Annotated in this window: 19 protein-coding genes; 14 read left to right on the top strand and 5 right to left on the bottom strand. The window is 71.3% G+C overall.

Annotated elements, in window-relative coordinates:
• The first annotated feature begins 188 nt into the window (after window positions 1-188).
• Window positions 189-1,721 (top strand): glutamate-cysteine ligase family protein, encoded by a 1,533-nt coding sequence (locus tag DA085_RS02070; RefSeq protein ID WP_109471280.1) that lies wholly within the window; start codon window positions 189-191, stop codon window positions 1,719-1,721.
• On the opposite strand, the gene DA085_RS02075 is transcribed toward DA085_RS02070, so the two are convergent.
• Window positions 1,711-2,292, bottom strand: a complete 582-nt coding sequence (locus DA085_RS02075; RefSeq protein WP_109471281.1) for a histidine phosphatase family protein — start codon at window positions 2,290-2,292, stop codon at window positions 1,711-1,713. The two genes, DA085_RS02070 and DA085_RS02075, sit on opposite strands and share 11 nt — an antisense overlap.
• 18 nt (window positions 2,293-2,310) lie before the next feature.
• Between DA085_RS02075 and DA085_RS02080 the strand changes: the two genes are divergently transcribed.
• The 8 genes from DA085_RS02080 (at window position 2,311) to DA085_RS02110 (ending at window position 11,408) form a co-directional block, all read left to right on the top strand.
• Complete coding sequence (locus DA085_RS02080; protein ID WP_109471282.1) at window positions 2,311-2,733, top strand: OsmC family protein; 423 nt, start codon at window positions 2,311-2,313, stop codon at window positions 2,731-2,733.
• Entirely contained in the window at window positions 2,730-3,962 is a 1,233-nt protein-coding gene (locus tag DA085_RS02085) for an APC family permease (protein WP_272914467.1), read from the top strand. Before DA085_RS02080 ends, DA085_RS02085 begins: the two co-directional genes overlap by 4 nt.
• 72 nt (window positions 3,963-4,034) lie before the next feature.
• On the top strand, window positions 4,035-4,967 hold the full coding sequence (locus tag DA085_RS02090) for a GNAT family N-acetyltransferase (protein ID WP_161958390.1): 933 nt from the start codon (window positions 4,035-4,037) through the stop codon (window positions 4,965-4,967).
• Between the two features lie 123 nt (window positions 4,968-5,090).
• Entirely contained in the window at window positions 5,091-5,711 is a 621-nt protein-coding gene (locus DA085_RS02095; RefSeq protein WP_109471284.1) for an L-threonylcarbamoyladenylate synthase, read from the top strand.
• Window positions 5,712-6,024: 313 nt separating this feature from the next.
• Window positions 6,025-7,284 (top strand): alpha/beta fold hydrolase, encoded by a 1,260-nt coding sequence (locus DA085_RS02100; protein ID WP_154402072.1) that lies wholly within the window; start codon window positions 6,025-6,027, stop codon window positions 7,282-7,284.
• Between the two features lie 4 nt (window positions 7,285-7,288).
• On the top strand, window positions 7,289-8,605 hold the full coding sequence (locus DA085_RS21105) for a hypothetical protein (protein WP_161958391.1): 1,317 nt from the start codon (window positions 7,289-7,291) through the stop codon (window positions 8,603-8,605).
• Entirely contained in the window at window positions 8,602-9,981 is a 1,380-nt protein-coding gene (locus DA085_RS02105) for a CHAT domain-containing protein (protein WP_161958392.1), read from the top strand. Before DA085_RS21105 ends, DA085_RS02105 begins: the two co-directional genes overlap by 4 nt.
• Complete coding sequence (locus DA085_RS02110; RefSeq protein ID WP_109471287.1) at window positions 9,978-11,408, top strand: hypothetical protein; 1,431 nt, start codon at window positions 9,978-9,980, stop codon at window positions 11,406-11,408. The genes DA085_RS02105 and DA085_RS02110 overlap by 4 nt, the downstream gene beginning before the upstream one ends.
• Here DA085_RS02110 and DA085_RS02115 read toward each other — a convergent pair.
• The 4 genes from DA085_RS02115 to DA085_RS02130 are packed head-to-tail and all read right to left on the bottom strand — an operon-like array spanning window position 11,398 to window position 16,059.
• Window positions 11,398-14,115: a multicopper oxidase domain-containing protein gene (locus DA085_RS02115; protein WP_109471288.1), complete on the bottom strand. Its 2,718-nt coding sequence runs from the start codon at window positions 14,113-14,115 to the stop codon at window positions 11,398-11,400. The genes DA085_RS02110 and DA085_RS02115 overlap by 11 nt on opposite strands.
• Entirely contained in the window at window positions 14,112-15,194 is a 1,083-nt protein-coding gene (locus DA085_RS02120; RefSeq protein WP_109471289.1) for a hypothetical protein, read from the bottom strand. Before DA085_RS02120 ends, DA085_RS02115 begins: the two co-directional genes overlap by 4 nt.
• Window positions 15,191-15,745, bottom strand: coding sequence for a hemerythrin domain-containing protein (locus tag DA085_RS02125; RefSeq protein WP_109471290.1), 555 nt, complete (start codon window positions 15,743-15,745; stop codon window positions 15,191-15,193). Before DA085_RS02125 ends, DA085_RS02120 begins: the two co-directional genes overlap by 4 nt.
• Window positions 15,746-15,771: 26 nt before the next feature.
• Window positions 15,772-16,059 carry a DUF2249 domain-containing protein gene (locus tag DA085_RS02130; RefSeq protein ID WP_109471291.1) on the bottom strand — a complete coding sequence of 96 codons (288 nt, stop codon included), beginning with the start codon at window positions 16,057-16,059 and terminating at the stop codon, window positions 15,772-15,774.
• Between the two features lie 54 nt (window positions 16,060-16,113).
• On the opposite strand from DA085_RS02130, the gene DA085_RS02135 reads away from it, so the two are divergent.
• From DA085_RS02135 to DA085_RS02155, 5 genes are all read left to right on the top strand, one after another.
• Complete coding sequence (locus DA085_RS02135) at window positions 16,114-16,851, top strand: helix-turn-helix transcriptional regulator (RefSeq protein ID WP_109471292.1); 738 nt, start codon at window positions 16,114-16,116, stop codon at window positions 16,849-16,851.
• Between the two features lie 56 nt (window positions 16,852-16,907).
• Window positions 16,908-18,134: an MFS transporter gene (locus tag DA085_RS02140; RefSeq protein WP_237565256.1), complete on the top strand. Its 1,227-nt coding sequence runs from the start codon at window positions 16,908-16,910 to the stop codon at window positions 18,132-18,134.
• A 139-nt stretch (window positions 18,135-18,273) separates the two neighbouring features.
• Entirely contained in the window at window positions 18,274-19,545 is a 1,272-nt protein-coding gene (locus tag DA085_RS02145) for an MFS transporter (protein WP_109471519.1), read from the top strand.
• A gap of 223 nt (window positions 19,546-19,768) precedes the next feature.
• Window positions 19,769-20,611, top strand: a complete 843-nt coding sequence (locus tag DA085_RS02150) for a helix-turn-helix transcriptional regulator (RefSeq protein WP_161958393.1) — start codon at window positions 19,769-19,771, stop codon at window positions 20,609-20,611.
• Window positions 20,608-24,333, top strand: coding sequence for a nitrate reductase subunit alpha (locus DA085_RS02155; protein ID WP_109471294.1), 3,726 nt, complete (start codon window positions 20,608-20,610; stop codon window positions 24,331-24,333). The genes DA085_RS02150 and DA085_RS02155 overlap by 4 nt, the downstream gene beginning before the upstream one ends.
• Window positions 24,334-24,355 lie beyond the last annotated feature (22 nt).

The raw sequence follows: 24,355 nt of genomic DNA on the forward strand, positions 1-24,355 counted from the left end.
GACACGGCTGGTCAGCGGGAGTTGTCCGCCCGAGCCCCGTGGACAGGTCGTCCCCGACGAGCCTGATCGGCCTCTCGTGAGCGCCGATACGGTCGCGACGCGGTGGTGGAGTCGCGCACTGGTCCTGTGTCGACCGCCCGTCGTGGCGCTGGCCTGACTAGGCTGTCGACAACGTCAGGAGGCGCCACATGGGTCAGGAAGTCAGCTCTGCCGCGTTCAGCCGTGAGGACCGGCAGGCCTACCGTCACAAGGTCCTGCAGTCTCTCGATGTGTTCGAGCACATGCTTGAGCAGAGCAGGTTCGACTTCACGCGGCCCCAGATGGGCCTGGAGATCGAGCTCAACCTGGTCGACGGCAACCTGGACCCGGCCCTGATCAACGAGACCGTGCTGGAGGAGCTGCAGAGCAGCGAGTTCGACTTCCAGGCCGAGGTCGGGCGCTACAACATCGAGATGAACGTGCCGCCGCGCCCGATGGCCGGCGACCAGGCGGTGCGCCTCGAGCGCTGGCTCAACGAGTCCCTGCGCCGGGCCGGGGACGCGGCCCGGGGCCACGGGGCGCAGGTGGTTGCTGTCGGCATACTCCCGACCCTGATGCAGGACCTGTTCGATGGTGACTGGTTGAGCCTCGGGGTGCGCTACACCGCGCTGAACAACGCCATCCTCACCGAGCGGGGCGAGGGGCTCGAACTGGACATCGAGGGCCCGACCGGCGAGCGGGTCTCGGGCTACTTCGAGACGATCGGGCCGCTCTCCGGCTGCACCTCCGTCCAGCTGCACCAGCAGGTCACACCCCAGGACTTCCCGCTCTACTGGAACGCCGCCTCGGCGATCACCGGCGTGCAGGTGGCGCTGGCGGCCAACTCGCCCTACCTGTTCGGGCGCCGGCTGTGGGCCGAGACCCGGATCCCGCTGTTCAGCCAGATGGTGGACACCCGGTCGGTGGAGCACAAGGCCCAGGGGGTGCGGCCGCGGGCCTACTTCGGCAACCGGTGGATCACCTCGATCTTCGACCTCTTCGAGGAGAACGTCCGGTGCTTCCCGGCGCTGCTGCCCGAGCAGTCCGACGAGGACCCGGTGGCTGTCTACAAGGCCGGGGAGGTCCCCGAGCTCGGTGAGCTGCGGCTGCACAACGGCACCGTCTACCGGTGGAACCGCCCCATCTACGACAATGTGCGCGGCGTGCCGCACCTGCGGGTCGAGAACCGCGTGCTGCCGGGTGGGCCGACCGTCATCGACATGGTCGCCAACGCCTGCTTCTACTACGGGCTGCTGGAGAAGTTCACCAGCAGCGGCCGGCCGATCTGGACGAAGATGCCGTTCGAGGACGCCGACCAGAACTTCGAGGAGGCCGCCCGCCACGGCATCACCTCGGTGCTCGCCTGGCCCGGCTTCGGGAAGGTGCCGGTGACCGAGCTGGTGGCCGAGCACCTGCTCCCGCTGGCGGACGAGGGCCTGGCCGGGCTGGGGCTGCGGCGCGAGGTCCGCAGCCACTACCTGGACGTCATCGCCGAGCGCTGCCGGTCCGGTCAGAACGGCGCCTCCTGGCAGGTGGCGTGCACCGAGCACTTCGAGGCCCAGGGCGATGACCGTCCCACCGCCCTGCACAAGATGCTGGCGCTCTACATCGAGCACAGCGAGGACAACCAGCCGGTGCACACCTGGGAGGTCCCGACGGCGAGCACCGTGGCGCCCGGTGAGGCGGCCCGGGTCAGGCCGTGACGTTCCACCCCACGATGACCGGGTCCTCCCGGTGGTGGCCCAGTATGCCGAGTGCTCCGGTGTCGAAGGTCAGGTTGGCTCCGAAGCGGGGCTCGGTCCGGAGGAACACGGCGGCGAGGATGCGCAACGCCTGACCGTGCCCGAACAGCACCACGTCGCCGTCGATGCCCGCGACGGTCGCGAGCACCCGGCTGGCCCGGGCAGCGACCTCCTCGACGGTCTCACCCGGTGTCGCCCCTGGCTTCACGCCGTGGGTCCACACGCTCCAGGACGTGCCGGTCTCCGCGCGCACCTGCGCCGTGCTGAGACCCTCGTAGGCGCCGTAGTCCCACTCGAGGAGATCCGGGTCGATCGTGTCGACCTCGAGCCCCGCCAGCTGCGCGGTGCGGTGGGCCCGCTGCAGGGGTGAGGACCGGACGTGGGTGATGTCGAACCGTTGCAGGAGCGGGCGGAGCGCACGCGCGCCCTCCTCCCCGGACGGCAGCAGCGGCAGGTCGGTCAGGCCGGTGTGCTGGCCCGACTCGGACCACTCGGTCGCTCCGTGGCGCACCAGGATGAGTCGTTGGGTCACTCTGGCAGGCTAGACCCCATGACCTCCGACTCCCTGCGCAGCATCTCCCTGACCCGACACGCCACCGGCGCCTACGAGGCCGAGAACCCCCGCGGGGGTCGGCTGTCCTTCGGTGACGGCAGCAGCACCGACTTCACGCCCGTCGAGCTGCTCCTGACCGCCATGGCCGGCTGCTCGGCGATCGACGTGGACTACCTCACCACCCGCCTCGCCGAGCCCACCGGGTTCACCGTCGCGGCAGAGGCGGAGAAGCTGCGGGACGAGGAGGGCAACCACCTCGGTGAGGTCACGATCACCTTCACCGTGCGCTTCCCGGAGGGCGAGGAGGGTGAGGCGGCGCGCACCCGGTTGCCCGACGCGGTCGCAAAGTCCAGGGACCGGCTCTGCACCGTCTCGCGCACCGTGCAGCTGCCCACGCCTGTCAGCTACGTGACAGAGTGACCGAGCTCGCGCGCCGGCTGGGACCCGGCGACGCGGTCGCCATCGGACTGGGGTCGATGATCGGTGCCGGCGCCTTCGTCGTCTGGGGACCGGCGGCCCGGGCTGCCGGGTCGTGGCTGCTGCTCAGCCTGGTGCTGGCGGCGGTCGTCGCCGCGTGCAACGCCTGGTCGTCGGCCGCCCTGGCCGCCCGCTACCCCTCCGCGGGGGGCACCTACTTCTACGGGCGGGAACGCCTGGGAGACTTCGCCGGCTACCTCGCCGGCTGGTCCTTCGTGGTCGGCAAGATCGCCTCCTGCGCGGCGATGGCGATGGCCATCGCCGCGTATGTCGCACCCGGCCGGGAGCGGATCGCCGCCGCGGTCGCGGTCGTGGTGGTCACGGTCCTGAACATCAGCGGTGTGCAGCGTTCGGCGGGCATGTCCCGGGTGATCGTCACCATCGTCCTGGCCGTGCTCGGCGGGGTCGTGGTCGCCGGCCTGGCCGGCGGCGAGGGCAGCGTCCGACCCGAGCTCTTTGCCGACCACGCCAGCGCCTACGGCGTCCTGCAGGGGGCCGGGCTGCTGTTCTTCGCCTTCGCCGGGTATGCACGGATCGCCACGCTCGCCGAGGAGGTCCGCGACCCCGCCCGCACCATCCCGCGGGCGGTGGCGATCACCGTGGTGGCCGTGCTCGGGGTCTACGCGGTCATCGCCGTCCTGACCCTCGGCATACTGGGTCCTGACCGGTTGGCCGGGGCGAGTGACCCCGTCGCCCTCGCGACCGCCGCCGTGCTGGGGGAGCCGTGGGTCTGGGCCGTCCGGGCGGTGGCCGCACTGGCGGCCCTCGGTGCCCTGCTCAACCTCGTGCTCGGGATCTCCCGGACCTCGCTGGCGATGGCACGGAACGGCTACCTGCCCGCGGCCATCGCGCGCGTCGACGCCCGCCAGGTCCCGCGGAACGCCGAGCTGGCCGTCGGGGTGATCGTCCTGCTCCTGGTGCTTGTCGTGGACCTCCGCGGGGCGATCGGGTTCTCCAGCTTCGGGGTGCTGACCTACTACGCCGTGGCCAACGCCAGCGCCTGGACGCTGCGCGGTGAGTGGCGCGGGGCGCCGGCCGTGCCGCTGCTCGGGCTGGTCGGCTGTCTGGTGCTGGCCTGGACCCTGCCCTGGCAGTCGGTCGCGGGCGGCGTGCTCGTCCTCGCCGTGGGCATCGTGGCGTTCCTGCTGACCCGCCGCCGGCGCGTCACCTGAGGGAACCCCGGACCTCCCGGTCGTGGAGAAATGCAGTGGCGCCACGGAGTCCGACCAAGGACACTCCACCTCATGACCATCTGGGGACACCTCCGCGCGGAGGACGTGCCGGCCTGGGCCGAGCTGACCAACCTGCTCGCGACGGTCGACCAGACCGAGGAGTTCTACGAGCCCGAGGACCTGGCCGAGGAGCTCACCGAGCACGGCTTCTCCCCGGAGCTGGACTCCTGGGCGGTGTGGGAGGAGGGGTCGCTGGTCGGCTACGGACAGCTGCGTCTGCGGCTCGACCACGACGGCAGGGCCTTGGCACACCTGGGTGGTGGCATCCACCCCGACCACCGGGGTCGCGGCCTGGGTCGCGAGCTGTTGGGGCGGATGGAGACGAGGGCGGTCGAGCTGGCCGGCCAGCGGCACCCCGGCTCCCGTCAGCTGTGGCGTGTCTCCGGGGGGCTGGAGGGCGCCTCGGTGCGCGCCCTGCTGGCGCACCGCGGCTATGAGGTCGTGCGCTACTGGAACGAGATGAAGCGGCCACTGAACGGTGAGCCGGTGGCCGTGCCCGAGGTCGACGCCGTCCTGGTCTCGCCGACGGACGAGCACCGGGAGGCCACCCGCCTCGCCCACAACGAGGCGTTCCGCGACCACTGGGGATCCGGACCGCAGTCCGCGGAGGCCTGGGCAGACACCTGGACCGCCCGGTCCAACCGCATGTCGGTCTCCACGCTCGCGCTGGATGAGCAGGGACGTGTCCTCGCCTACGTGCTGGTCGGCCAGTGGGTGCCCGAGGAGGCCTACGTCAACCTGGTCGGGACGGTGCCGGACGCCAGGGGGCGGGGACTGGCCCATGCCGCGCTGTTGCGCACGATCAGTCGGGCCGAGGGGTTCGACTACGTCGCGCTGGATGTGGACTCGGCGAGCCCGACCGGCGCGACGCGGCTCTACGAGAAGGCCGGGTTCGAGCTGGCGAAGGTGACGGCCTCCTACCAGCGTGAGGCGCGGAGCAGCTGAGGAGCTCCTCGTCGGTGCGCTCGGTGGCCCGGAACGTCGAGCCACCACGCGCTCGGTGGCCCGGAAAGCCGCGTCACGGCGCGCTCGGTCGAGTTCGGGGCGACCGCGTGGTTAGGGTGACGCATGGCTACCTTCCTCGACATCCATCCCGTGGATCCGCAGCCCCGCCTGGTGAGCAGGGTGGTGGACACCCTCCGCGACGGTGGGCTGGTCGCCTACCCGACCGATGCCTGCTACGCACTCGGTGCGCAGTTGGGCAACCAGGCGGCCAAGGAACGGATAATCAGCATCCGCAAGCTGGACGACAAGCACCACTTCACGCTCGTCTGCGCCGACTTCGCGCAGCTCGGTCAGTTCGTGCAGCTGGACAACGCGGTGTTCCGGGCGGTGAAGGCGGCCACCCCCGGACCGTTCACCTTCATCCTCCCGGCGACACCGGAGGTGCCCAAGAAGCTGCTCCACCCCAAGAAGAAGACGGTGGGTGTCCGCATCCCCGAGCACCGCATCACGCAGGCGATCCTGGCCGAGCTGGGGGAGCCGATGCTGTCCAGCACCCTGCTGCTCCCGGGTGAGGCGGAGCCGCTGGGGACGGGGTGGGAGATCAAGGAGCGCCTGGACAACCAGGTGGACATCGTGATCGACGGGGACGAGACCGGCAACGAGCCGACGACCGTGATCGACTTCTCGGAGGGCTACCCGCAGGTCGTGCGCGAGGGCGCGGGGGACAGCGCACCCTTCGCCTAGCCCGAACGGTCGCGACGGATCTCGGCGCGGGCCCGGTCCGCTGCCGGCTCCGGGCCGGCCTGAGCGGCAGGGCGACCCGGCGAGACGACTCTAGACGGCCGCCCCCGCCCTGAGTACGCTCGGTCCCAGCACTCAGGTGCGTGCCCGGGTGACGTGAGCCCAGGGTCTCGTCGAGGCGTCGGACGCACCGGCCGGCGGCCGGGCAGCGTCCACGCTCACTGGTCTTTCTCCTGAGAGGGCCGTGGCGATGGCCGCGATCACAGGACCATGGACGACGGTGGCGGGTCCCGGTGGTGGGACGGCGCCCTTCTACATGATCAGGTTCGACCCCCAGGGCGTGTGCTCCAGTCCCGCCAGCCTGGCGCACCTCCTGGACGCCTCGCGCGAGGCGACCGACGTCTTCCTGTTCAGCCACGGTTGGAACAACGACTGGGCGGCTGCGACCCGCAACTACACGCGCTTCATCGACGAGTTCAACCAGCAGTATGCGGCGCAGTGGCACCCACCGGGACGGGACTACCGTCCGGTGCTGGTGGGCGTCCACTGGCCGAGCACGTCGCTGGTGCTCCCCTCCGAGCGTGGCCCGAGGATCGCCGGCGAGCCGGAGGCCGACGTCGCCGGGGGCGTCGAGGAGCTGCGCGTCGACCTGCTGGCCCAGCACCTGGACGCCGACGGTGCCGCCAGGGTCTACGACCTGGCCGACCGCCCGGAGATCAGTCTCAGCGAGGCCACGGAGCTCGCCGTGCTGATCGCACCCGCCCTGGCCGGCCACGACGACGAGGTGCCCGGCGGTGACGGTCCCGACTCCGTGCCCGACCCCGAGGAGCTGGTCCGCCTCTGGGCCGCCATGCCCCCGGCCGAGGAGCCGGCACCGGGTGAGCGTGGCGGCTTCGTTCCCGACGCACCGGGCGGGCAGCAGACCCCGGAGACTGCGGGCCTGCTCGACCGGCTCAACCCGCGCAACATCATCCGCAGTGCCACGGTGCTGCTGATGAAGGACCGGGCCGGACGCGTCGGCGGAGCCGGCGTGCGGACCATGCTGCACGGCATACTCGGGGCGGCGACCGACTCCCGCGTGCACCTCGTCGGGCACAGCTACGGCGGCAAGGTGGTCCTCTCGGCCCTTGCCCACGGTGCCGCGCCGGCCCGACCGGTCGAGTCCGTGCTCCTGCTGCAGCCGGCGACGTCGGCCAAGTGTTTTGCCGACCCCGGCGACGGCAAGCCTGCCGGAGGCTACCGGCCCGCGCTCGACCGCACGAGACAACCGCTCATGACGACCTTCAGCAGCCACGACGTGCCCCTGACCAAGCTGTTCCACTTCGCGGCCCGGCGCGCCTCGGACACGCGCGAGGCCGTGATCGCGGGGGGCCTGTCGGAGTATGCGGCGCTCGGCGGCTTCGGCCCCCAGGACACCTCCTCGGTGACGGTGGTGGACGCCCTCACGGCCCCGCAGCGCTATGACCTGCCCGACACCAGGCTGCTGGCGGTCCGGTCCGACGAGGTCATCAGCGGGCACGGTGACGTGCAGAACCCGGCGACGGCCTGGGCGCTGCTGTGCCAGGTCATGGAGTGACCCCGTGGCGATGCGGGTGCGTGCCGAGAACGACCTGCCCTCACTGCGGATCGCGTACCGGGACGGGGGACGGTCCGAGGTGTGCTTCTGGGTGCTGCGTGGTGCGGGGGAGCCGGAGCTGGTCGCGCTCTGCGGCGCCTCCGAGCTCGGGCCGCTGGACTTCCGCGACGCCGACCGGGCCGGCGACGACCAGTTCAGCCTCCCCTCGGACGTGCTCTACCGGCTGTCCCGGATGGTCCCGACGCTGGGACCGTCCGCGTCGCCCCCGGACAACGCCCTGTGGCTGGAGCTGGTGAGCCCACGCGGCTACCTGCACCTCGTGCCGTGGGAGCGACTGCTCGCCCCGCTGGGCCGGCCCCTGGTCCGGCTGCCCAACTACACCGTGCGCCCGGCAGCGCAGTCGGAGACGCTGGAGATCGCCCTCTGCGCCAGCTCGGCGTTCGCGAACGGGGAGTTCGACCCCGCCACCACCCTCGCCCGACTGGCCCGGATGTGGCTGAGCGCTCCGGGCAAGCAGACCAGGGTGCACCTGTTCTGCGATGCGTGGGCACACGGTCACCTGAGCGAGCTGGTGGCCGGGCTGGACGGGGTCGAGCTGACCGACCCGACCGGCTGGCAGGACCTGGCGCCCCGCAGGTCGGTGCTGAGCAACCCGTGGCTGGACTGGATCGGCACGGCGCTGGAGGGCCGCGCGGTGGAGGTCGTGCACCTCGTCGGTTACGGCTATCTGGCCGGTGGACGGGGCTCTGTGGCGCTGGCCGCCGACCCGACCAGCCGGGTGGGCAGCCACGCGGAGTTCGTCGGGGCGGCCCAGCTCTCCGCCTTCGTCGCCGGACGTGGAGCATGGACGTTCGTGGTCAGCGGCCCTCCGGACAACTTCTCGGGGGCCGGACTGCGTGAGGTGGCCGACGCGCTCGCCCTCAACAGCCCCGGGATCAGCATCGCGCACGACCTGGCCCTCGACCCGGACGTGGAGCAGCTGACCCGCGTGCTCGAGCTGGTCTTCGGTGGGCAGAACTCGGTCACCTCGCCGCTGCCGGGCATCTCCTGCTGGGCGCACCCGAAGTTCGTGGAGTACCCCGAGGAGGACCTGATCACCCGGACCGGCCACTCCGCGATGGTGCGGCAGGCCACGCGGGAGGTGCTCGCCGGACCCGACACACCCGCCTCCGTCGCCTCCGGCACCCGCTACCTCGAGTCGCTCCAGGCGACCTGGATCACGCCCGGGCAGGGCTCCCTCGACGAGGACGCCGTGACGGCGCTGAAGCGGGTGTCGGACCTGGTGGAGCGCCGTGCGGCCCGGTTCCGGGAGGAGAAGTGAGCCGCCTCGTCTTCAGTGTGGTGGGCCTGCAGTCCGCGCAGGGGCCCATCCTCGGCATCCAGCTGAGGGAGCCAGCGACCTTCGGCAGACAGGCCGTGGAGCTGGCGGTCGCCCCGACCGCGCCGGAGTTCCAGGCCCTGCGGGGCGTGCCGCCCGAGAACGCCGTCCGGCAGGCGGGCCGGCTGCTCTTCGACTCCCTGGTCAGGGACAACCCCGACCTGCGCAAACACCTGGAGGCCGCGCTGCTGGTCCAGCCGCCACAGCGCTGCCCCGTGTTCGTGGAGCTGACCACCAGCGGCGCCGAGTCCTTCCCGTGGGAGGCCCTGTGCACCGAGGACGGCGCGTTCCTGGGCCTCGACGAGCGCTGGGCGGTGGGGCGCATCGTCGAGACAGTGAGCCCCCTGCCCGGCAGCTGGCGCCTCGAGCCGCCGCTGCGGCTCGCAGCGGTCCTCTCCTGCCTCGGGGTGCCTGCGGCGGACGAGTGGAACGCACTGCGAGCGGCCTGCGCCGCCGTGGACCTGCCGGTGGAGCTGCTGGTGCTCGCCAGCGAGGAGGCACTCGTGGAGGAGATCAGGGCCGCCGCGGTCGACAGGGTCACCGTGGAGTTCGTGCCCGCCACGGTCCACGACCTCTCGGTGCGGCTGCAGGAGTTCAACGCCCACGTGCTGCACCTGTTCTGTCACGGGCTCTCCACCGAGACGAGTCCGCACCTGCAGGTCGCGGTGCGCTCGGACTGGCTGACCGGGGCCGCCAGCAGCCTGATGGTGGAGGCCCGCGACATCCGCGGCTTCAACCCGCCCGTGGAGGGTCTTCCCTGGCTCGTGGTGCTGAACAGCTGTGAGACGGCGGCGGTGACGGGCCAGGAGGAGGCGCGGTCGGTGGCGCTCGACCTCATCTACGAGTTCGGCGTGCCCGCGGTCGTCGGGATGCGCGAGCCGGTCCGCTCCGACGACGCGACCCTGTTCACCCGGGCCTTCTACGACGAGCTGCTCCCCACGGTCAAACAGCTGCTCGGCGCCGGGGGAGACCAGGAGGTGGACTGGACACGCCTGGTCGTCAGCGCCCGAGCACGGATCGCCGACCAGTACGAGCCGCTGGCCGCGAACCGGGGCACCCACAAGGAGTGGACCCTGCCGGTCGTCTACACCAGGCCCACCGAGTTCGTGCTGCAGGTCGCGGCGCGGCAGACGGAGGCGGTGTCACCGGACGGCGCGCGGGCGACCGACGGGGAGACGACCCGCTCCCTCCTGCTGAGCATCGAGGCCCTCGCCGGGCTCCGGGCTCAGGTGGAGCGGGCCGGGGACCCGCAGATGCTCGCCGACATCGACCAGGAGCTCGCGAGTCTGCGGACGAGGTTGGAGCAGCGATCAGCATGAGTCAGGGAACCCTGCCGCCGGGCGACGCGCACGCCACACCTCTCCGGGACCTGGAGGTGCGGGCCAACGCGTTCACCGAGGACGGACCGGCCACCGGGAGCTTCGCCCCCACGCTCGGCCGGTGGACCGTCGGGGCGCTCGACCTCGGCGTGCCCCACCTGGTCCCGAGCGCGGCGGATCCGGCTGACTGGAAGGACCCTCGGGTCGGCTGGGGCGTCATCCTCCCGGAGCCGGAGGGCCTGGACCCGGCCGCGCTCGCGACGGCCGACGACGCGCCAGAGCCGATCCGTGAGCTGGTGAGCCACCGCGGCGGCAAGGTGCTCCGCTACCGTCCCGGGACCTCGTCCTCGCAGTGGGTGCTGCGCGACTACGCCGGCGGTGGCGACCTGTTCACCGCTGCCTCACCCCAGGGCACCGGACCCAAGGAGCTGCCGCTCTACCTGCTCATCGCCGCGTCACCGGCACAGGTGCCGTGGCAGGTGCAGTACGCCCTGAACCCGGTCCGGTACGTCGGCCGCCTGGACCTGACCGGGGAGGGGCTGTCCAACTACGTGACTGCCCTGCTCGGCGGATGGGCCGACTCCACCGCACGGTATGCGGCTCCGCTGGTCTGGTCGGTGGACCACGGCGGAGGGGACATCACCTCCCTGATGCGCGAGCTGGTCGGCGCCGGGCTGCACCGTGCGTTCGCGGCGGACAGTGACATGCCGGCTGCCCGGTTCATCGACGGCTCGGTGGAGGCCGCCACGGGCGCCAGCCTCACGGCGGCGCTGGTCGCGCAGCAGCCGCTGGTGATCGTGACGACGAGTCACGGCAGGACCGGCCCGCTGACCGACCCGGCCGCGATGGCCAGGGACCTCGGCCTGCTCGTCGACAGCGAGCAGCGGGTCGTCGACCCGTCGACCCTCACGGCGGCGTGGTCGCCGCAGGGGGCGGTCTGGTTGGCCCAGGCCTGCTGCTCAGCCGGCGCGGACCAGCCGTCGGCCTACGAGGGGCTGTTTGCTGCTACGGGAGCGGTCGGGCGGGTCCTCACCGAGGTCGCCCGGCTCGGCGCGCAGACGGCACCGACCCCGCGCGCGCTCCTGGGGGCGGCCACGCCCCTGCGGGCGTTCATCGGTCAGGTGGAGCCCACCTTCAACTGGACGATGTCCTTCCCGCCGAACCGGCAGGACCTCACGGCCAGTCTCCGTCGGATGGTCTACGAGGGCGTCTGTGGCGGTCAGCCGGTCGGGATGGCACTGTCGGCCTACTACGACGCGATCGGCTCCCTGCTGGTCAGCCACGGCCGGGCGCTCACCCAGTTCAACGCCGGGTCCGACCAGGCGTTGGACCTGGCGACCTACAGTAAGGCCACGGCCTACGACCGCGCCAGCACGGTGCTCCTCGGCGACCCGACGGTCGCGATCCCGCTGCCGGTCACCCCGTGACCTCCAGGACGGCGTGCGCGCCGCGCTCGGCGTCGACCATCAGGTGTGACACCAGCGGGTAGTGGCCGGCCTGCGGGAGCACCAGCTCGACGAAGCCGCCCTGGGCGGGAAGGAGCCCGAGCACCTGGCTGCCCCCGGTCCCTGCACCGTCGGGGACGGTGGCCCCGGGGTCGGACCCGACGCCCGGACCGCCCAGGAGCCAGCGGCCCTCCTGGTAGACGGTGTCGAACTGGCCGCCGACCACGTGGAAGCTGGTGGGCCGGTTGGGCCCGGCGTCGAGCACCCAGATCCGCACCCGGTCACCGACCTGCGCCCGGAGGGCGTGCTCGTCGTACTGGTCGGCGATGCCGTTGAAGACGACCAGGTCGGGATCCTCGGACAGGATCTTGTCGGCGCTGACCTCGGTGGCGGCCTGCGGTGTGGTGGCGACGTCGGACAGGTACACCTCCGACTGGACCAGGAGGTACTCGCGGTCGACCTCCGGCAGGTCCGGCGGGTCGATCACCACCGCGCCGGTCATGCCGGCAGCGATGTGGGAGGACATCGGCATCGTCGCGCAGTGATACATCCAGATGCCTGAACGCTCGGCAGTGAACCGGTAGACCAGGGACTCGCCCGGCGGGATCGTGCGCATTGGCTCGTCCGGCGCGAGGGCACCGGCGTGGAAGTCGAGCGAGTGGCCCATCGTGCCGTCGTTCACCAGGGTGACCTCGAAGACGTCGCCGACCTTCCCGCGGAGGGTGGGGCCGGGCGCCTGGCCGTTGAACGTCCATCGCCGCTGCCAGAGCCCGGGCGCCACCTCCAGGGGGACCTCCTCGGCGCGCAGCGTGACCCGGTGGGTCGTGGCGGGCGGTGCAGGTGCGAGGACGGGGTCGACCGGTCGTATGACGGGGGGCGGGTCATCGGTCAGCAGCGGCACAGCGTCGTGGTCAGGGGCCGCTGAAGGCTCGCCCGCCACGGGGCCGTCCGGCGCCGTCACCGTGCCAGCCTCGCCGGCCGACGGGCGAGCGCTCGTGGTCAGCACGGAGAAGGTCATCCCCGACTGTCGGTGGCCGACGATCGTGCACCAGCCCTCCAGTGGGCTGGAGACGATGTCGATGACGATCTCGGCGTGCTCCCCGTGCGCCAGACGCGGTGTCTTCTGCCCCGCGACGGTCAGGTCGTGGGTGGTGGAGGGGTCGTCGTTGACGAGGTCGATGACCAGTCGGTTGCCGAGGGGCACGGTCACGGTGTCCGGCGTGAACGTCATGCCCCGGGCGGAGACCTCCACGCGGGTCGTCTCGCCGGTCGCCACGACCGTCGCCGTCGGTCCCGGCGTGCCTGTCCCGCCCAGGCCGGCGGCCACCGGGTCCAGTCCCACCCCGACGCTGACCGCCACGAGCAGGGCACTGACCGCGGCGACGGTCTGGCCCAGGGTGAGGGCCGGGGCCGGGCGCTCGACCCGGGCTCCGGGATCGAGCGGGGGCAGGCCGTCACCGAGTGCCCGCCGGGCCCGCACCGAGCTGATGATGCCGCCGATCATGATCGGCAGGAAGGCGGCCAGCGCGAGGAGCACCAGGACGGACACGGTGACCCGCACCAGGCTGGGGACCGGCGCGAGACAGATCGCCAGCCCCACGTTGATGAGGACGAGCCGCAGGGCGGCCAGCCGGTTGAAGACGGCCTGGCCGGCGCGCACGACCGCCGGTCCGCCGCCCAGCACGGTTGGCATCAGGTAGGACAGCGCACCGGTCAGGAGCTGGGCCGCGAACCCGACGACGAACACACCGGCCAGCGTCCCGACCGACTCGGTCACCTGTTCGTTGGCGACAAGGTAGACGGTCATGCCGATCCCGACCACCGCCGAGAGCAGGGCGGCCGCCACCGACACGGTCGCGAACTCCCGGGGTGGCCGGCGCCTGGCCGGAGCCCACAGTGCGCGGCCCCACCAGGCCAACCCGGCGGCATACAGCACCAGTCCGGAGACGGTCAGCGACCCGAGGCCGGAGACGGCGCCGGTGTCGACGATGACCAGGCCCACGGCCAGGAGGGGTAGGGCCTGACGGGCGAATGCCTCCGCGCGGGTGTCCATCGGAGTGCGCAGCATCGTCGGCCAGAGGGTGACCAGGGTGCCGGTCACGGTCAGCCCCACCCAGCCGAGCAGGTTGGTCATCATATGGGCCACCAGCAGCCGGTCGTGCCACGTCTGGTCCAGCCCGAGGGCCAGCGCGGCCCCGAACGCCGCGCCGACGGGCAGACAGGCCGCGGCGAGCAGGTAGTAGCGGATCGTGATCCGGAACCGGCCGGGCAGCGCGTGGCGGAGACGCCGCCAGAGCATCAGGCCGTGCCACACGACCGCTGTCGAGACCAGGGCGGCCCCGAGGGCCACGACCCACCACCGGGCGGTCGGGACACCGGCCAGGACGGTCGCGGTCCCGGCGAGCAGCAGAGCCAGACGCCGACTCTGGTGCGCGCGGGTGTCCAGTGCCTCCGGTGTCTTGAGCAGGGCCTGGGCGAAGTGCGTGCTCCACACGAGGATCGAGTGGGTCAGCGCACCGAGCAGCACCAGGTGCACCATGAGCCACGTCGCGTCCGGCACCCACTGGTGGAGCACGGCCACGACGACGGCCAGGACCATCCAGAGCAGCGCCGGACGGTCGCGCAGCGCCCACTCTCCCCGGGCCTGGCTGCCGCGGGAACGTCGGGGCGAGGGCGCGGTCGGACTCATGAGGTGGCCACCAGGAGGACGGCGGTGACCGCGAGGAGCAGCACCGCGACGATAGTCAGGACGGCGCCGGCCTGATAGGGGAGTGGGTTGTCGCCGCCGAGCAGGTTGCCGGCCACGCGCAGGAGCAGGCCGGTGTGCAGCACCACCAGGGGCGCCCAGAGGATCGGCCGGTAGGGCAGCCGGACCGCCAGCACCGCCGGCAGGATCACCGGGGCGTGGGCCATCACCATGGAGATCGCGAAACCCAGGAAGGTGGCGTGGATGACGGTGTCGTAGGCCGAGGGGTGGTTGCCCAGGGGTCCGCCGCCCGCACCGGGGACGGCGCCGAGCGCCCAGAGGCTCCCGGCCAGCGCCAGCCAGCCGTAGCCGCACAGCAGGGCCGCCGAGCTGAAGCGCGGCAGGCCTCCGGAGCGGATGAGGGTCCGCGCCACGTCGTGCCGGGCGAGCCAGGCGGTCACCGCGAGCAGAGTGAGTCCGAACACCGGACCCCCGACGACGGGCCACAGCAGGCTCACCACCACGCTCGTCGTGAGGAGCACGGCCAGGCCGAGGAGCTGCTCACCGGCCCCGTGAGGCATGGACACCCGGGCCAGCTCGGCGCGCTCGGCGGCGATGGTCAGGACCAGGAACGCCACGAGCCACGGCAGCACCACCGCCACGTCGGTGCGTCCCCACAGGGCGGCGCCGCAGGCGGCGAGGACGCTGCCGAGCAGCTGCACCAGGACCGTGACCTCGCGCGACCGTCGCCAGAGGGCGGTGTAGACAGCCGTGAGCACGAGCGCGCCCAGCACCAGCAGGAGCTGGCCGACGACCCGTGGCGCCGGCGTCAGCAGGGCGATGCCACCCGCACCGAGGAGCGCCGGTGCCGTGAGCGCCCAGGGGCGCCGCAGGGCCACGGCGCGCTCGAGGGCGATCACCGTGCCCAGGAAGCCGAGCACCATGAGGATGCCGTGCACGTCAGCCAGCCGGGAGGCGGTCACCGGTGCCGGGAGGCCGAGGAGAAGGAGGCTGGCGTCGAGCCCGGCGAGCAGCGAGACACCACCGCCCGAGAGGAGCAGCCACCTTACCGGGGGTCTCACGGGTGCGGGTGGGATTGGCTCGAGCCGTGCTCGTGCTCGTGCTCGTGGTCATGGTGATGATCGTGTACGTGGTCGGTCTGGGACAGCAGGTGACCGCGCCCGTCGGTGAGGGGTGCCGCCGCCTGCGGGGTGGTGGCGTCCACCCGCTCCCACTCGGTCCCGTCCAGCGACATGGCGGCCGCCGGGAAGAGCCCGTTGTCCTCCTTGTCAATATGGGTGCGCAGGGCCTTCTCGAACGCAGGGGCCCGGTCGTGGGCACCCGCCGCCACGGCCTCCAGCAGCTCGTCCAGGCTGCTGTGCTCCCCGCACAGCACGTCGATGTGGTCGGTGAACTCCTCCTGCTCGCGCAGCACGCTGAACAGGCCGACCTCCTCGGCGTGCGTGTGCGGGTGCAGCAGCCCCGCCACCACACGTGCGGTCTCGCGCACCCGCTCAGCATCTCCGGTGCTGGCCGCGCGGACGAGCTCGCCGGTGGAATTGATGATCTCGTCGTGCTCGGCCATGAAGCGACCGACGACGGTGATGGACTGGCAGCCGCAGTACGAGCACACGGGGGATCCTTCTCGGCGTGGGTGACTCAGCGGGTCCGGGTCAGGCGCAGCGTCCAGGAGTCAGGACCGGACACAAGGTAGTCGACATCGATGGCGCCGGCCTCGCGGTCCGCGATCTGGGCGAGCAACGGCTTGGGGTCGTGGGGTGCCACGAGATCCATCGCACCCCCGACCTTGACGGCGGACAGGGCGCCGAACACCGTGGCGTGCCGGATGGCGTGCGGGATGGCACGGACGTCGAGCTCGGGCACGGCCACATCGTGCTCGCCGCAGGCACAGCCGGACACGTCTTTGACGGGAATCTCGCTGGTCATCGTGGGTTCTCCTCGGGTTTGCGGATCAGATGAACGTATTATTACACTCGGCCTGTGAAGAAATGTAACCGGCTCGGGCCGCAGCCCTGGCACCCCTCCGGTGAGGCCGACCAGGCGCCCGCCGAGCGGGTGCTGGCGGCCCTCGGGGAACAGGTCGGTCCGGTCACCACCGCAGAGCTGGTCGAGGTGGTGGGGCTGCACCCCAACACCGTCCGGGCACACCTGCACGAGCTGACGGCCACGGGGCTGGTGAGCCAGGAGACGGTGCCGCCCGCAGGGCGGGGCAGACCGGCCCACCGCTACACGATCACTGAGCGGGGACGCGCCGTTCCGCGAGTGAACGACCCCGCGTTCGCGGAGTACCGCGGCCTCACCACGGCCTTCGCGACCTACCTCGCCTCCCGGTCGGACGACCCGTCGGACGACGCGCGCGAGGTCGGGCACGCCTGGGGGCGGCAGCTCGCCGCGGGCGAGGAGGGCGGGGACGATCCGACCGCGCTCGTGGTGCGCCTGCTGGCGCGCCTCGGCTTCACCCCGGTGCCGGCCCCGGACAAGGCACCCGGGGAGGGCATCGCTCTGCGGACCTGCCCCCTGCTCGAGCTCGCCGAGGAGATGCCCGAGGTGATCTGCCGGGTGCACCAGGGACTGGTCGAGGGGGCGCTGGACCAGTACGGTGCAGGACATACGGCGGTCGAGCTCCTGCCGTTCGTCGAGCCCGGCGCATGTCGGCTCCACCTGCGAGACGCCACGACACCGGAGTCGGACACGGCAGGGCCGGGCGCCACCGTCTGAGGAACGGCGACACACCGGCACAACTTCATCCTGGATCACGACTACCGAGGAGCACGATGTCCGACCACGCGGGCACCACGACCACCACCACGCAGGCACCTCCAGCCCGGGCCTGGCTCATGCTCATCATGGCCACCGTGGGCTTCGCCCTGAACTTCTGGGCCTGGGCGCTGCTGAGCCCCCTGGGACCGCTCTGGCGGGACGACGGCAGTCTCGGTGACCTCACGGAGGGTGATGTCGCACTGCTCGTGGCCGTGCCGGTGGTGGTCGGCTCGCTCGGCCGGATCGTCGTGGGTGCGCTCACCGACAAGTACGGCGGCCGCATCATGTTCCCGCTCGTCTCGCTCGCCACGATCGTGCCCGTCCTGGTGATCGGCTTCTGGGCCCAGAGCTCGCTGCTCGCGCTGCTCATCACCGGCTTCTTCCTCGGCATCGGCGGCACCACGTTCGCCATCGGCGTGCCGTTCGTCAATGCATGGTTCCCGCCGAGCCAGCGAGGCCTGGCCATCGGTGTCTTCGGGGCCGGCATGGGCGGCACGGCGATCAGTGCGCTGACCACGGTGCCGTTGTACGAGACCAGCCACAGTCTGCCCTTTGTGCTGACTGCCGTGGCCCTGGGCGCCTACGCCGTCGCAGCGTGGCTGGTCATGCGCGATGCGCCCGGACACACCGCGCCCGCGGGGAGTCTCGTCTCGCGGGTCGTTGCCAACTCCAGGCTCTCCATCACCTGGCTGCTGTCGTTCCTGTATGCCGTCGCCTTCGGTGGCTACGTCGCCTTCTCGGTCTATCTCCCGTCCTACCTGAAGGTTGCCTACGACCTCGACCCGGGTGACGCCTCCAACCGGATGGCGGGCTTCGTGGTGATTGCCGTCATCTGCCGTCCCGTCGGTGGCTGGCTCGCTGACCGGCTCGGGGCCATCGCGGTGCTCGCCGGGTGCTTCGTGATCGTCGCGGTGGGAGCGACGTTCGCCTCCTTCACCCCCATCCTGGAGCACGTGGGCACCTTCTCCTTCCTCGGGATGGCCGCCGCTCTGGGTGCCGGGAGCGGGGCCACCTTCGCCCTCATCGCCAAGGTCACCGAGCCGGCCCGGGTGGGCGGCGTGACAGGCATCGTCGGCGCTGCCGGCGGCCTCGGTGGGTTCCTGCCGCCGCTGCTGATGGGCTACATCTACGGCCGGACCGACTCCTACGCCTGGGGTCTGCTGCTCCTGGCAGCCACCGCCGTGGTGGCGCTCATCCTGACCATCACCGTCGTCAGGAGGAAGCAGGCCGCACCGGCCTGAACCCTGCCCCGCGGAGCGTCCGGTCCGCGCTCCCCAGCGGCTCCTGGGCCGGAGCACACCTGCCGTCCCCAGCATGCTGCGGGAAGGCAGGTATGTCCCGGGCGCACCCCGGGTGTCTGCGTGGTGGCAGCATGTGCCGGTGCGCCGCGTCCTGCTCGACATCACTCCCCTGCGGCAGTCGCGTCCCTACCGCTACCTGTATCTCGGCACGGTCACCTCGGGCGTCGGGGCCCAGCTGGCCACGACAGCCATCGCGCTGCAGATCTATGAGCTGACCGGCTCCTCCTTCTCCGTGGGACTGGTGGGGCTGTATGCCCTGGTGCCCATCGTCGTGCTGGGCCTCTACGGCGGCGCCGTGCTCGACACGCACGACCGGCGCAGCATCGCGCTGGTCGGGGGGGTGGCCCTGTGGGTCACCGGCGGTCTCAATGTGCTCCAGGCAGTGCTCGGGAACACCCACGTCGGGGTGCTCTATGCCCTCGTCGCACTGCACAGCGCGGGTTTCGCGATCATGAGTCCCGCCCGGTCCTCGATCTATCCACGGTTGCTCCCGAACGAGCAGCTCCCCGCGGCCAACGCGCTCAACGTCGCCTCCATGAACATCTCGATGATGCTCGGGCCACTGCTCGCGGGTGTGATCGTGCAGTTCGGGGGCTACGTCATGGCGTACTCCCTGGACGTGGCGCTCTTCACGGCCGCGATGTGGGGGCTGTCGAGCCTGCCGAGGATCCGACCGGGAGGGCGCGGCCGCGCGAGGGCTCCCGGCCTGTCCAGCGTGGTCGACGGCGTGCGCTTCCTCGGCGCGCGACCGAACGTGCGGATGACCTTCCTGGCCGACTTCTGCGCCATGATCCTGGCGCAACCGCGCGCCCTGTTCCCGGCCATCGCGGTCGTGGCCCTGGCCGGTGGCGAGGCGACCGTCGGCGTCCTCGCTGCGGCCCTGGCCGTCGGTGCCGTCTTGGCCATGCTCTTCTCCGGGCCGGTCGGTCAGGTGATCCACCAGGGACGGGCCGTGACCTGGGCGGTGGTGGCGTGGGGCGCCTGCATCGTCCTGGTCGGGCTGGCGGTGCTCGGGTCCGGTCGCCTCTTCGGGCCGGGCACCGCAATCGTCCTCGCGTGCCTCGGCCTGGCCGCGGCCGGGGCCGCCGACTCCGTGTCCTCCGTCTTCCGCAACACCATCCTGCAGGCCGCGACCCCCGACCACTTGCGCGGTCGGCTCCAGGGCATCTTCATCGTGGTCGTCGCCGGGGGGCCGCGGCTGGGGGAGCTGGTCTCCGGGACCGTCGCGGCCGCGTGGTCGGAGTGGGGAGCCCTCGTGCTCGGCGGGGTCGCCTGCATGGTGGCGATGCTGGTGCTCGCGCGCCTGCAACCGGGCTTTGCGGCCTACGACGCCCGCGACCCGCAACCCTGACCGACCCGGCGAGCGGGCGGATCTGCCGTCGAGGAATTCCTCTAAATGCTCCTAAAGTCTCTCGGGTGATGGGATTTAGGGCACGACAGTGTCTCCTATTGCGCATCCTCCCAGGTGATGAAAGTGCAGGTCACGACATGTGCGATCCGCCTATCTCCGGGTCCGGCAACGCGCTATGGTGACTGAGTCAGCGTTCCGCTAAATACAGACGGAAAGGCGTCCGGTGGCCAGGGATCAGGCGGGTGAGGGGCTGGACCTGCTGCGTTCGGACGTGCGCCGCCGGCTCTACACCCACCTGTCCGCCCTGCCGGCCGAGTCCACCGAGGACGCGGCGACGCTGCGCCGACGGCAGCCCGGGCTCAGTGCCCAGGAGCTCGCGGACCTCGTGGGGCTGCACCTGACGACGGTCCGGTTCCACCTCGACCAGCTGGTCGCGGCAGGACTGCTGATCGCCGTCCAGGCCCGACCCTCCGGCGCTGGCCGGCCCCGCAAGCTCTATGCGGTTCCCGGCGTCCGGCTGGAGGCGCCCACCGAGCGCGACGCGCTGCAGGCCTTCGCCATGCTGTCGGAGATCGTCGGCAGGTCCGGCACGACCGTGGACGCCCCCGACGACCGACTCGGGGGCCAGGGCCCGGTGCAGCAGACCACCTCGGAGCACACGCCAGCGGCCCTCGAGCAGGCCGGACGCGACTGGGCGCGCGACCATGTCGACCGCCTCGCCGTCCGGGTCGGCGAGCCGTCCCCGGCCACCACGCCCGGAGCGTGGCTGGGCAAGGTCGGCGCCGTCCTGGACCTGCTGGTGGGCTGGGGTCACGCGCCCGAGGTGCGGACCGCCTCCGGCGGGCGTGAGGTCGACATCCTGATGCGGGACTGTCCGTTCCTGGCGCTCGCCATGGACAACCCCCAGATGGTCTGCGGGGTCCACCGAGGGCTCCTGCGCGGGGCCCTGGACGCCCTGGGTGAGGAGAGCGCCGACCTCGACCTGCAACCCCTGACCGACCAGCGCACCTGCCGAGCACACCTGACCGTGAACACCCCGTTCCCCGACCGTGGAGAGCAGAGATGACTGACACCGCAGCACGGCCCGAGACCCGCACCGAGACCGGTCAGGAGGTGGGCTTCGACGGTCCCCTGTCCGCGGCCCTGGTGGGGACCCGACGGTTCTTCACCCGGGGCAAGGTCTCCCAGGACCAGCGCACCCTGTCGCTGGAGGGCGGTCGCGAGGGCGACTCGTTCTATCGGGACCGGTGGAGCCACGACAAGGTGGTCCGGTCCACGCATGGCGTCAACTGCACCGGCTCGTGCTCGTGGAAGGTCTACGTCAAGGACGGGATCATCACCTGGGAGGCCCAGCAGACCGACTACCCCTCCACCGGCGGAGACCGTCCGGAGTACGAGCCGCGCGGTTGTCCGCGCGGCGCCGCCTTCTCCTGGTACACCTACAGCCCCACCCGGGTCCGTTATCCCTACGTCCGCGGCACCCTGCTGGAGATGTACCGCCAGGCCAAGCAGGAGTTCGGTGACCCCGTCGTCGCGTGGGCGAGCATCGTCCAGGACGAGGAGAAGTCCCGGCGCTACAAGGCCGGGCGGGGCAAGGGCGGGCTGGTCCGCTCGACCTGGGAGGAGTCCGTCGAGATGATCGCGGCCGCCCACGTCTACACGATCAAGCGCTGGGGTCCGGACCGGATCGCCGGGTTCTCCCCGATCCCGGCCATGTCACAGGTCAGCTACGTCTCCGGGGCGCGGTTCAACGAGCTCATCGGTGCGCCGATGCTCTCCTTCTACGACTGGTATGCCGACCTGCCCATGGCCTCGCCGCAGATGTGGGGCGACCAGACCGACGTGCCGGAGTCCGGCGACTGGTGGGACGCGGCATACCTGATCATGTGGGGCTCCAACGTCCCGCTGACCCGCACTCCCGACGCACACTGGATGACCGAGGCGCGCTACCGCGGCCAGAAGGTCGTGGCAGTGGCGCCCGACTATGCCGAGAACGTCAAGTTCGCCGATGAGTGGGTCGCTCCCGCTCCCGGCACGGACGCGGCGCTGGCGATGGGGATGGGCCACGTCATCCTCAAGGAGTTCTTCGTCGACCGGGAGACCGAGTTCTTCGCCGACTACACCAAGCGCTTCACCGACCTGCCCTACCTGGTGAGCCTGCAGGAGGACGGGGACGGGCACTGGCGTCCGGGCAAGTTCCTGGTGGCCGGTGACCTCGAGGGTCACCCGCAGGCGCAGGCCGAGAACGCCATGTGGAAGCCGGCGGTCCTGGACCGGAGCACGGACGAGGTGGCCATCCCGCAGGGCTCCATCGGGCACCGGTTCGGTCCCGAGGGGGAGGGGAAGTGGAACCTCGAGCTGGGTGACATCGACCCCGTTCTCTCCCTGCACGGCGTCACCGAGGAGTCCGTCGAGGTGGCCCTTCCGCGCTTCGACCTGGGCGACACGGTCGCGATGGAGCGGCGCGGGGTGCCGGTCCGGCGGATCGGCGGCCACCTGGTGACCACTGTCCTCGACCTCATGCTGGCCCACTACGGCGTCGGTCGGCCGGGCCTGCCCGGCACCTGGCCGGAGGGCTACGACGACCCGTCGGTGCCGGCCACCCCGGCCTGGGCCGAGGAGCTCACCTCGGTGCCGGCCCACCAGATCGAGCGGCTCGGGCGCGAGTTCGCGCAGAACGCCATCGACACGACCGGGCGCGGCATGATCCTGATGGGTGCCGGCACCAACCACTGGTACCACTCCGACCAGATCTACCGCGCGATGCTGGTGCTCACCACGATCACCGGCTGTCAGGGCCGCAACGGTGGCGGTTGGGCGCACTACGTGGGTCAGGAGAAGGTCCGCCCGCTGATGGGCTTCCAGCACATGGCCTTCGCCCTGGACTGGGTCCGGCCACCGCGGCACATGAACCAGACCGCCTACTGGTATGTCAACACCAGCCAGTACCGCTACGACACCTTCAGCACCGACGACCTCGGCGCCGGCGCCGGCGCCTTCCAGGGGCGCTCGACGATGGACGTCCTCGCTCAGTCGGTGCGGCTGGGCTGGACGCCGTCCTACCCGCAGTTCGACCGGTCCAGTCTGGTGCTGGCCGACGAGGCGGCCGAGCTCGGGCAGGACGTCAAGGAGTATGTCGTGCAGCAGCTCAGGGAGGGCGCGCTGCGGTTTGCGATCGAGGACCCGGAGGCCGAGCAGAACTGGCCCCGCGTGCTCACCCTGTGGCGGGCCAACCTGTTCGGTTCCTCGGCCAAGGGCAACGAGTACTTCCTCAAACACCTGCTCGGGACCACCAACGCGGTCAAGGCCACCGAGGCCGCCCCCGAGCAGCGGCCCCGGGAGGTCGTGTGGGCCGACGAGGCGCCCGAGGGCAAACTCGACCTGCTGATGACCATCGACTTCCGGATGACCAGCTCGACGCTGCTCTCCGACGTGGTCCTGCCAGCCGCCACCTGGTACGAGAAGCACGACATCAACACCACGGACATGCACCCCTACATCAACTCGTTCAATCCGGCCATCGCCCCGCCCTGGCAGAGCAAGAACGACTGGGATGCGTGGAAGGAGATCGCCCGGCGCTTCTCCGAGCTCGCACAGGACCACCTCGGCACCCGCACCGACGTGGTGGCCAAGCCGTTGTGGCACGACACCCCGGAGGCGATGGCCACCGTGCACGGGGTCGTGCGGGACTGGAAGACCGGTGAGGTCGAGCCTATCCCGGGCAAGACGATGCCCGTGCTCGTGCCGGTCGAGCGTGACTACACCGAGGTCTACGCCAAGATGACCGCGATCGGTCCGTTGCTGGAGCAGGTCGGCATGGTGACCAAGGGGGTGAAGTACGACCCGACCGACTTCGTGGAGAAGCTTCGCACCATCAACGGGACCGTGCAGGGCGGCGTCGCCGACGGCCAACCCCGGCTCGAGACCGATGTGCACGTCGCCGAGGCGATCATGCACCTGGCCGGCACCACCAACGGCCACCTGGCGACCCAGGGGTTCAGGGACCTGGAGAAACGGACCGGCGTCCAGCTGCACGACCTGTCCGCCGAACACGAGGGCAAGATCATCAGCTTCGCCGACACCCAGGCCGCGCCCGTGCCGGTGATCACGTCACCGGAGTGGTCCGGTTCGGAGAGCGGCGGGCGACGCTACGCCCCGTTCACGATCAACATCGAGCGCTCCAAGCCGTTCCACACGCTGACCGGGCGCCAGCAGTTCTATGTGGACCACGACTGGATGCTGGCGATGGGGGAGGGGCTGCCGACCTACCGCCCGCCGCTGAACATGACCAAGCTGTTCGGCGAGCCGGAGATCGGCGCCCAGGGCGATCTCGGGGTGTCGGTGCGCTACCTGACCCCGCACAACAAGTGGTCGATCCACAGCGAGTACCAGGACAACCTGTTCATGCTCTCCCTCTCCCGCGGCGGCCAGACGATCTGGATGTCCGACCTCGACGCGGAGAAGATCGGCGTCCTCGACAACGACTGGATCGAGGCGGTCAACCGCAACGGCGTCGTCGCGGCCCGCGCGATCGTCAGCCACCGGATGCCCGAGGGCACGGTGTTCATGCACCACGCGCAGGACCGGCTGATCGACGTGCCGCTGACCGAGACCGACGGCAAGCGCGGCGGCATCCACAACAGCCTGACCCGGATCCTGATGAAGCCCAGCCACCTGATCGGCGGCTACGCCCAGCTGTCCTACTTCTTCAACTACATCGGCCCGACCGGCAACAACCGCGACGAGGTGACCACCATCCGCAAGCGCACCGCGCCCGTGACCTACTGAGACCACCCGACCACACGTCATA

The sequence above is a fragment of the Ornithinimicrobium cavernae genome, assembly GCF_003121625.1.
In the GTDB taxonomy this organism is placed as follows: Bacteria; Actinomycetota; Actinomycetes; order Actinomycetales; family Dermatophilaceae; genus Ornithinicoccus; species Ornithinicoccus cavernae.

Coding starts and splice junctions, on each gene's coding strand:
- DA085_RS02090 (WP_161958390.1), top strand. CDS start 4,035: ATGACCATCTGGGGACACCTCCGCGCGGAGGACGTGCCGGCCTGGGCC.
- DA085_RS02070 (WP_109471280.1), top strand. CDS start 189: ATGGGTCAGGAAGTCAGCTCTGCCGCGTTCAGCCGTGAGGACCGGCAG.
- DA085_RS02095 (WP_109471284.1), top strand. CDS start 5,091: ATGGCTACCTTCCTCGACATCCATCCCGTGGATCCGCAGCCCCGCCTG.
- DA085_RS02080 (WP_109471282.1), top strand. CDS start 2,311: ATGACCTCCGACTCCCTGCGCAGCATCTCCCTGACCCGACACGCCACC.
- DA085_RS02130 (WP_109471291.1), bottom strand. CDS start 16,059: ATGACCAGCGAGATTCCCGTCAAAGACGTGTCCGGCTGTGCCTGCGGC.
- DA085_RS02110 (WP_109471287.1), top strand. CDS start 9,978: ATGAGTCAGGGAACCCTGCCGCCGGGCGACGCGCACGCCACACCTCTC.
- DA085_RS02115 (WP_109471288.1), bottom strand. CDS start 14,115: ATGAGTCCGACCGCGCCCTCGCCCCGACGTTCCCGCGGCAGCCAGGCC.
- DA085_RS02155 (WP_109471294.1), top strand. CDS start 20,608: ATGACTGACACCGCAGCACGGCCCGAGACCCGCACCGAGACCGGTCAG.
- DA085_RS02140 (WP_237565256.1), top strand. CDS start 16,908: ATGTCCGACCACGCGGGCACCACGACCACCACCACGCAGGCACCTCCA.
- DA085_RS02100 (WP_154402072.1), top strand. CDS start 6,025: ATGATCAGGTTCGACCCCCAGGGCGTGTGCTCCAGTCCCGCCAGCCTG.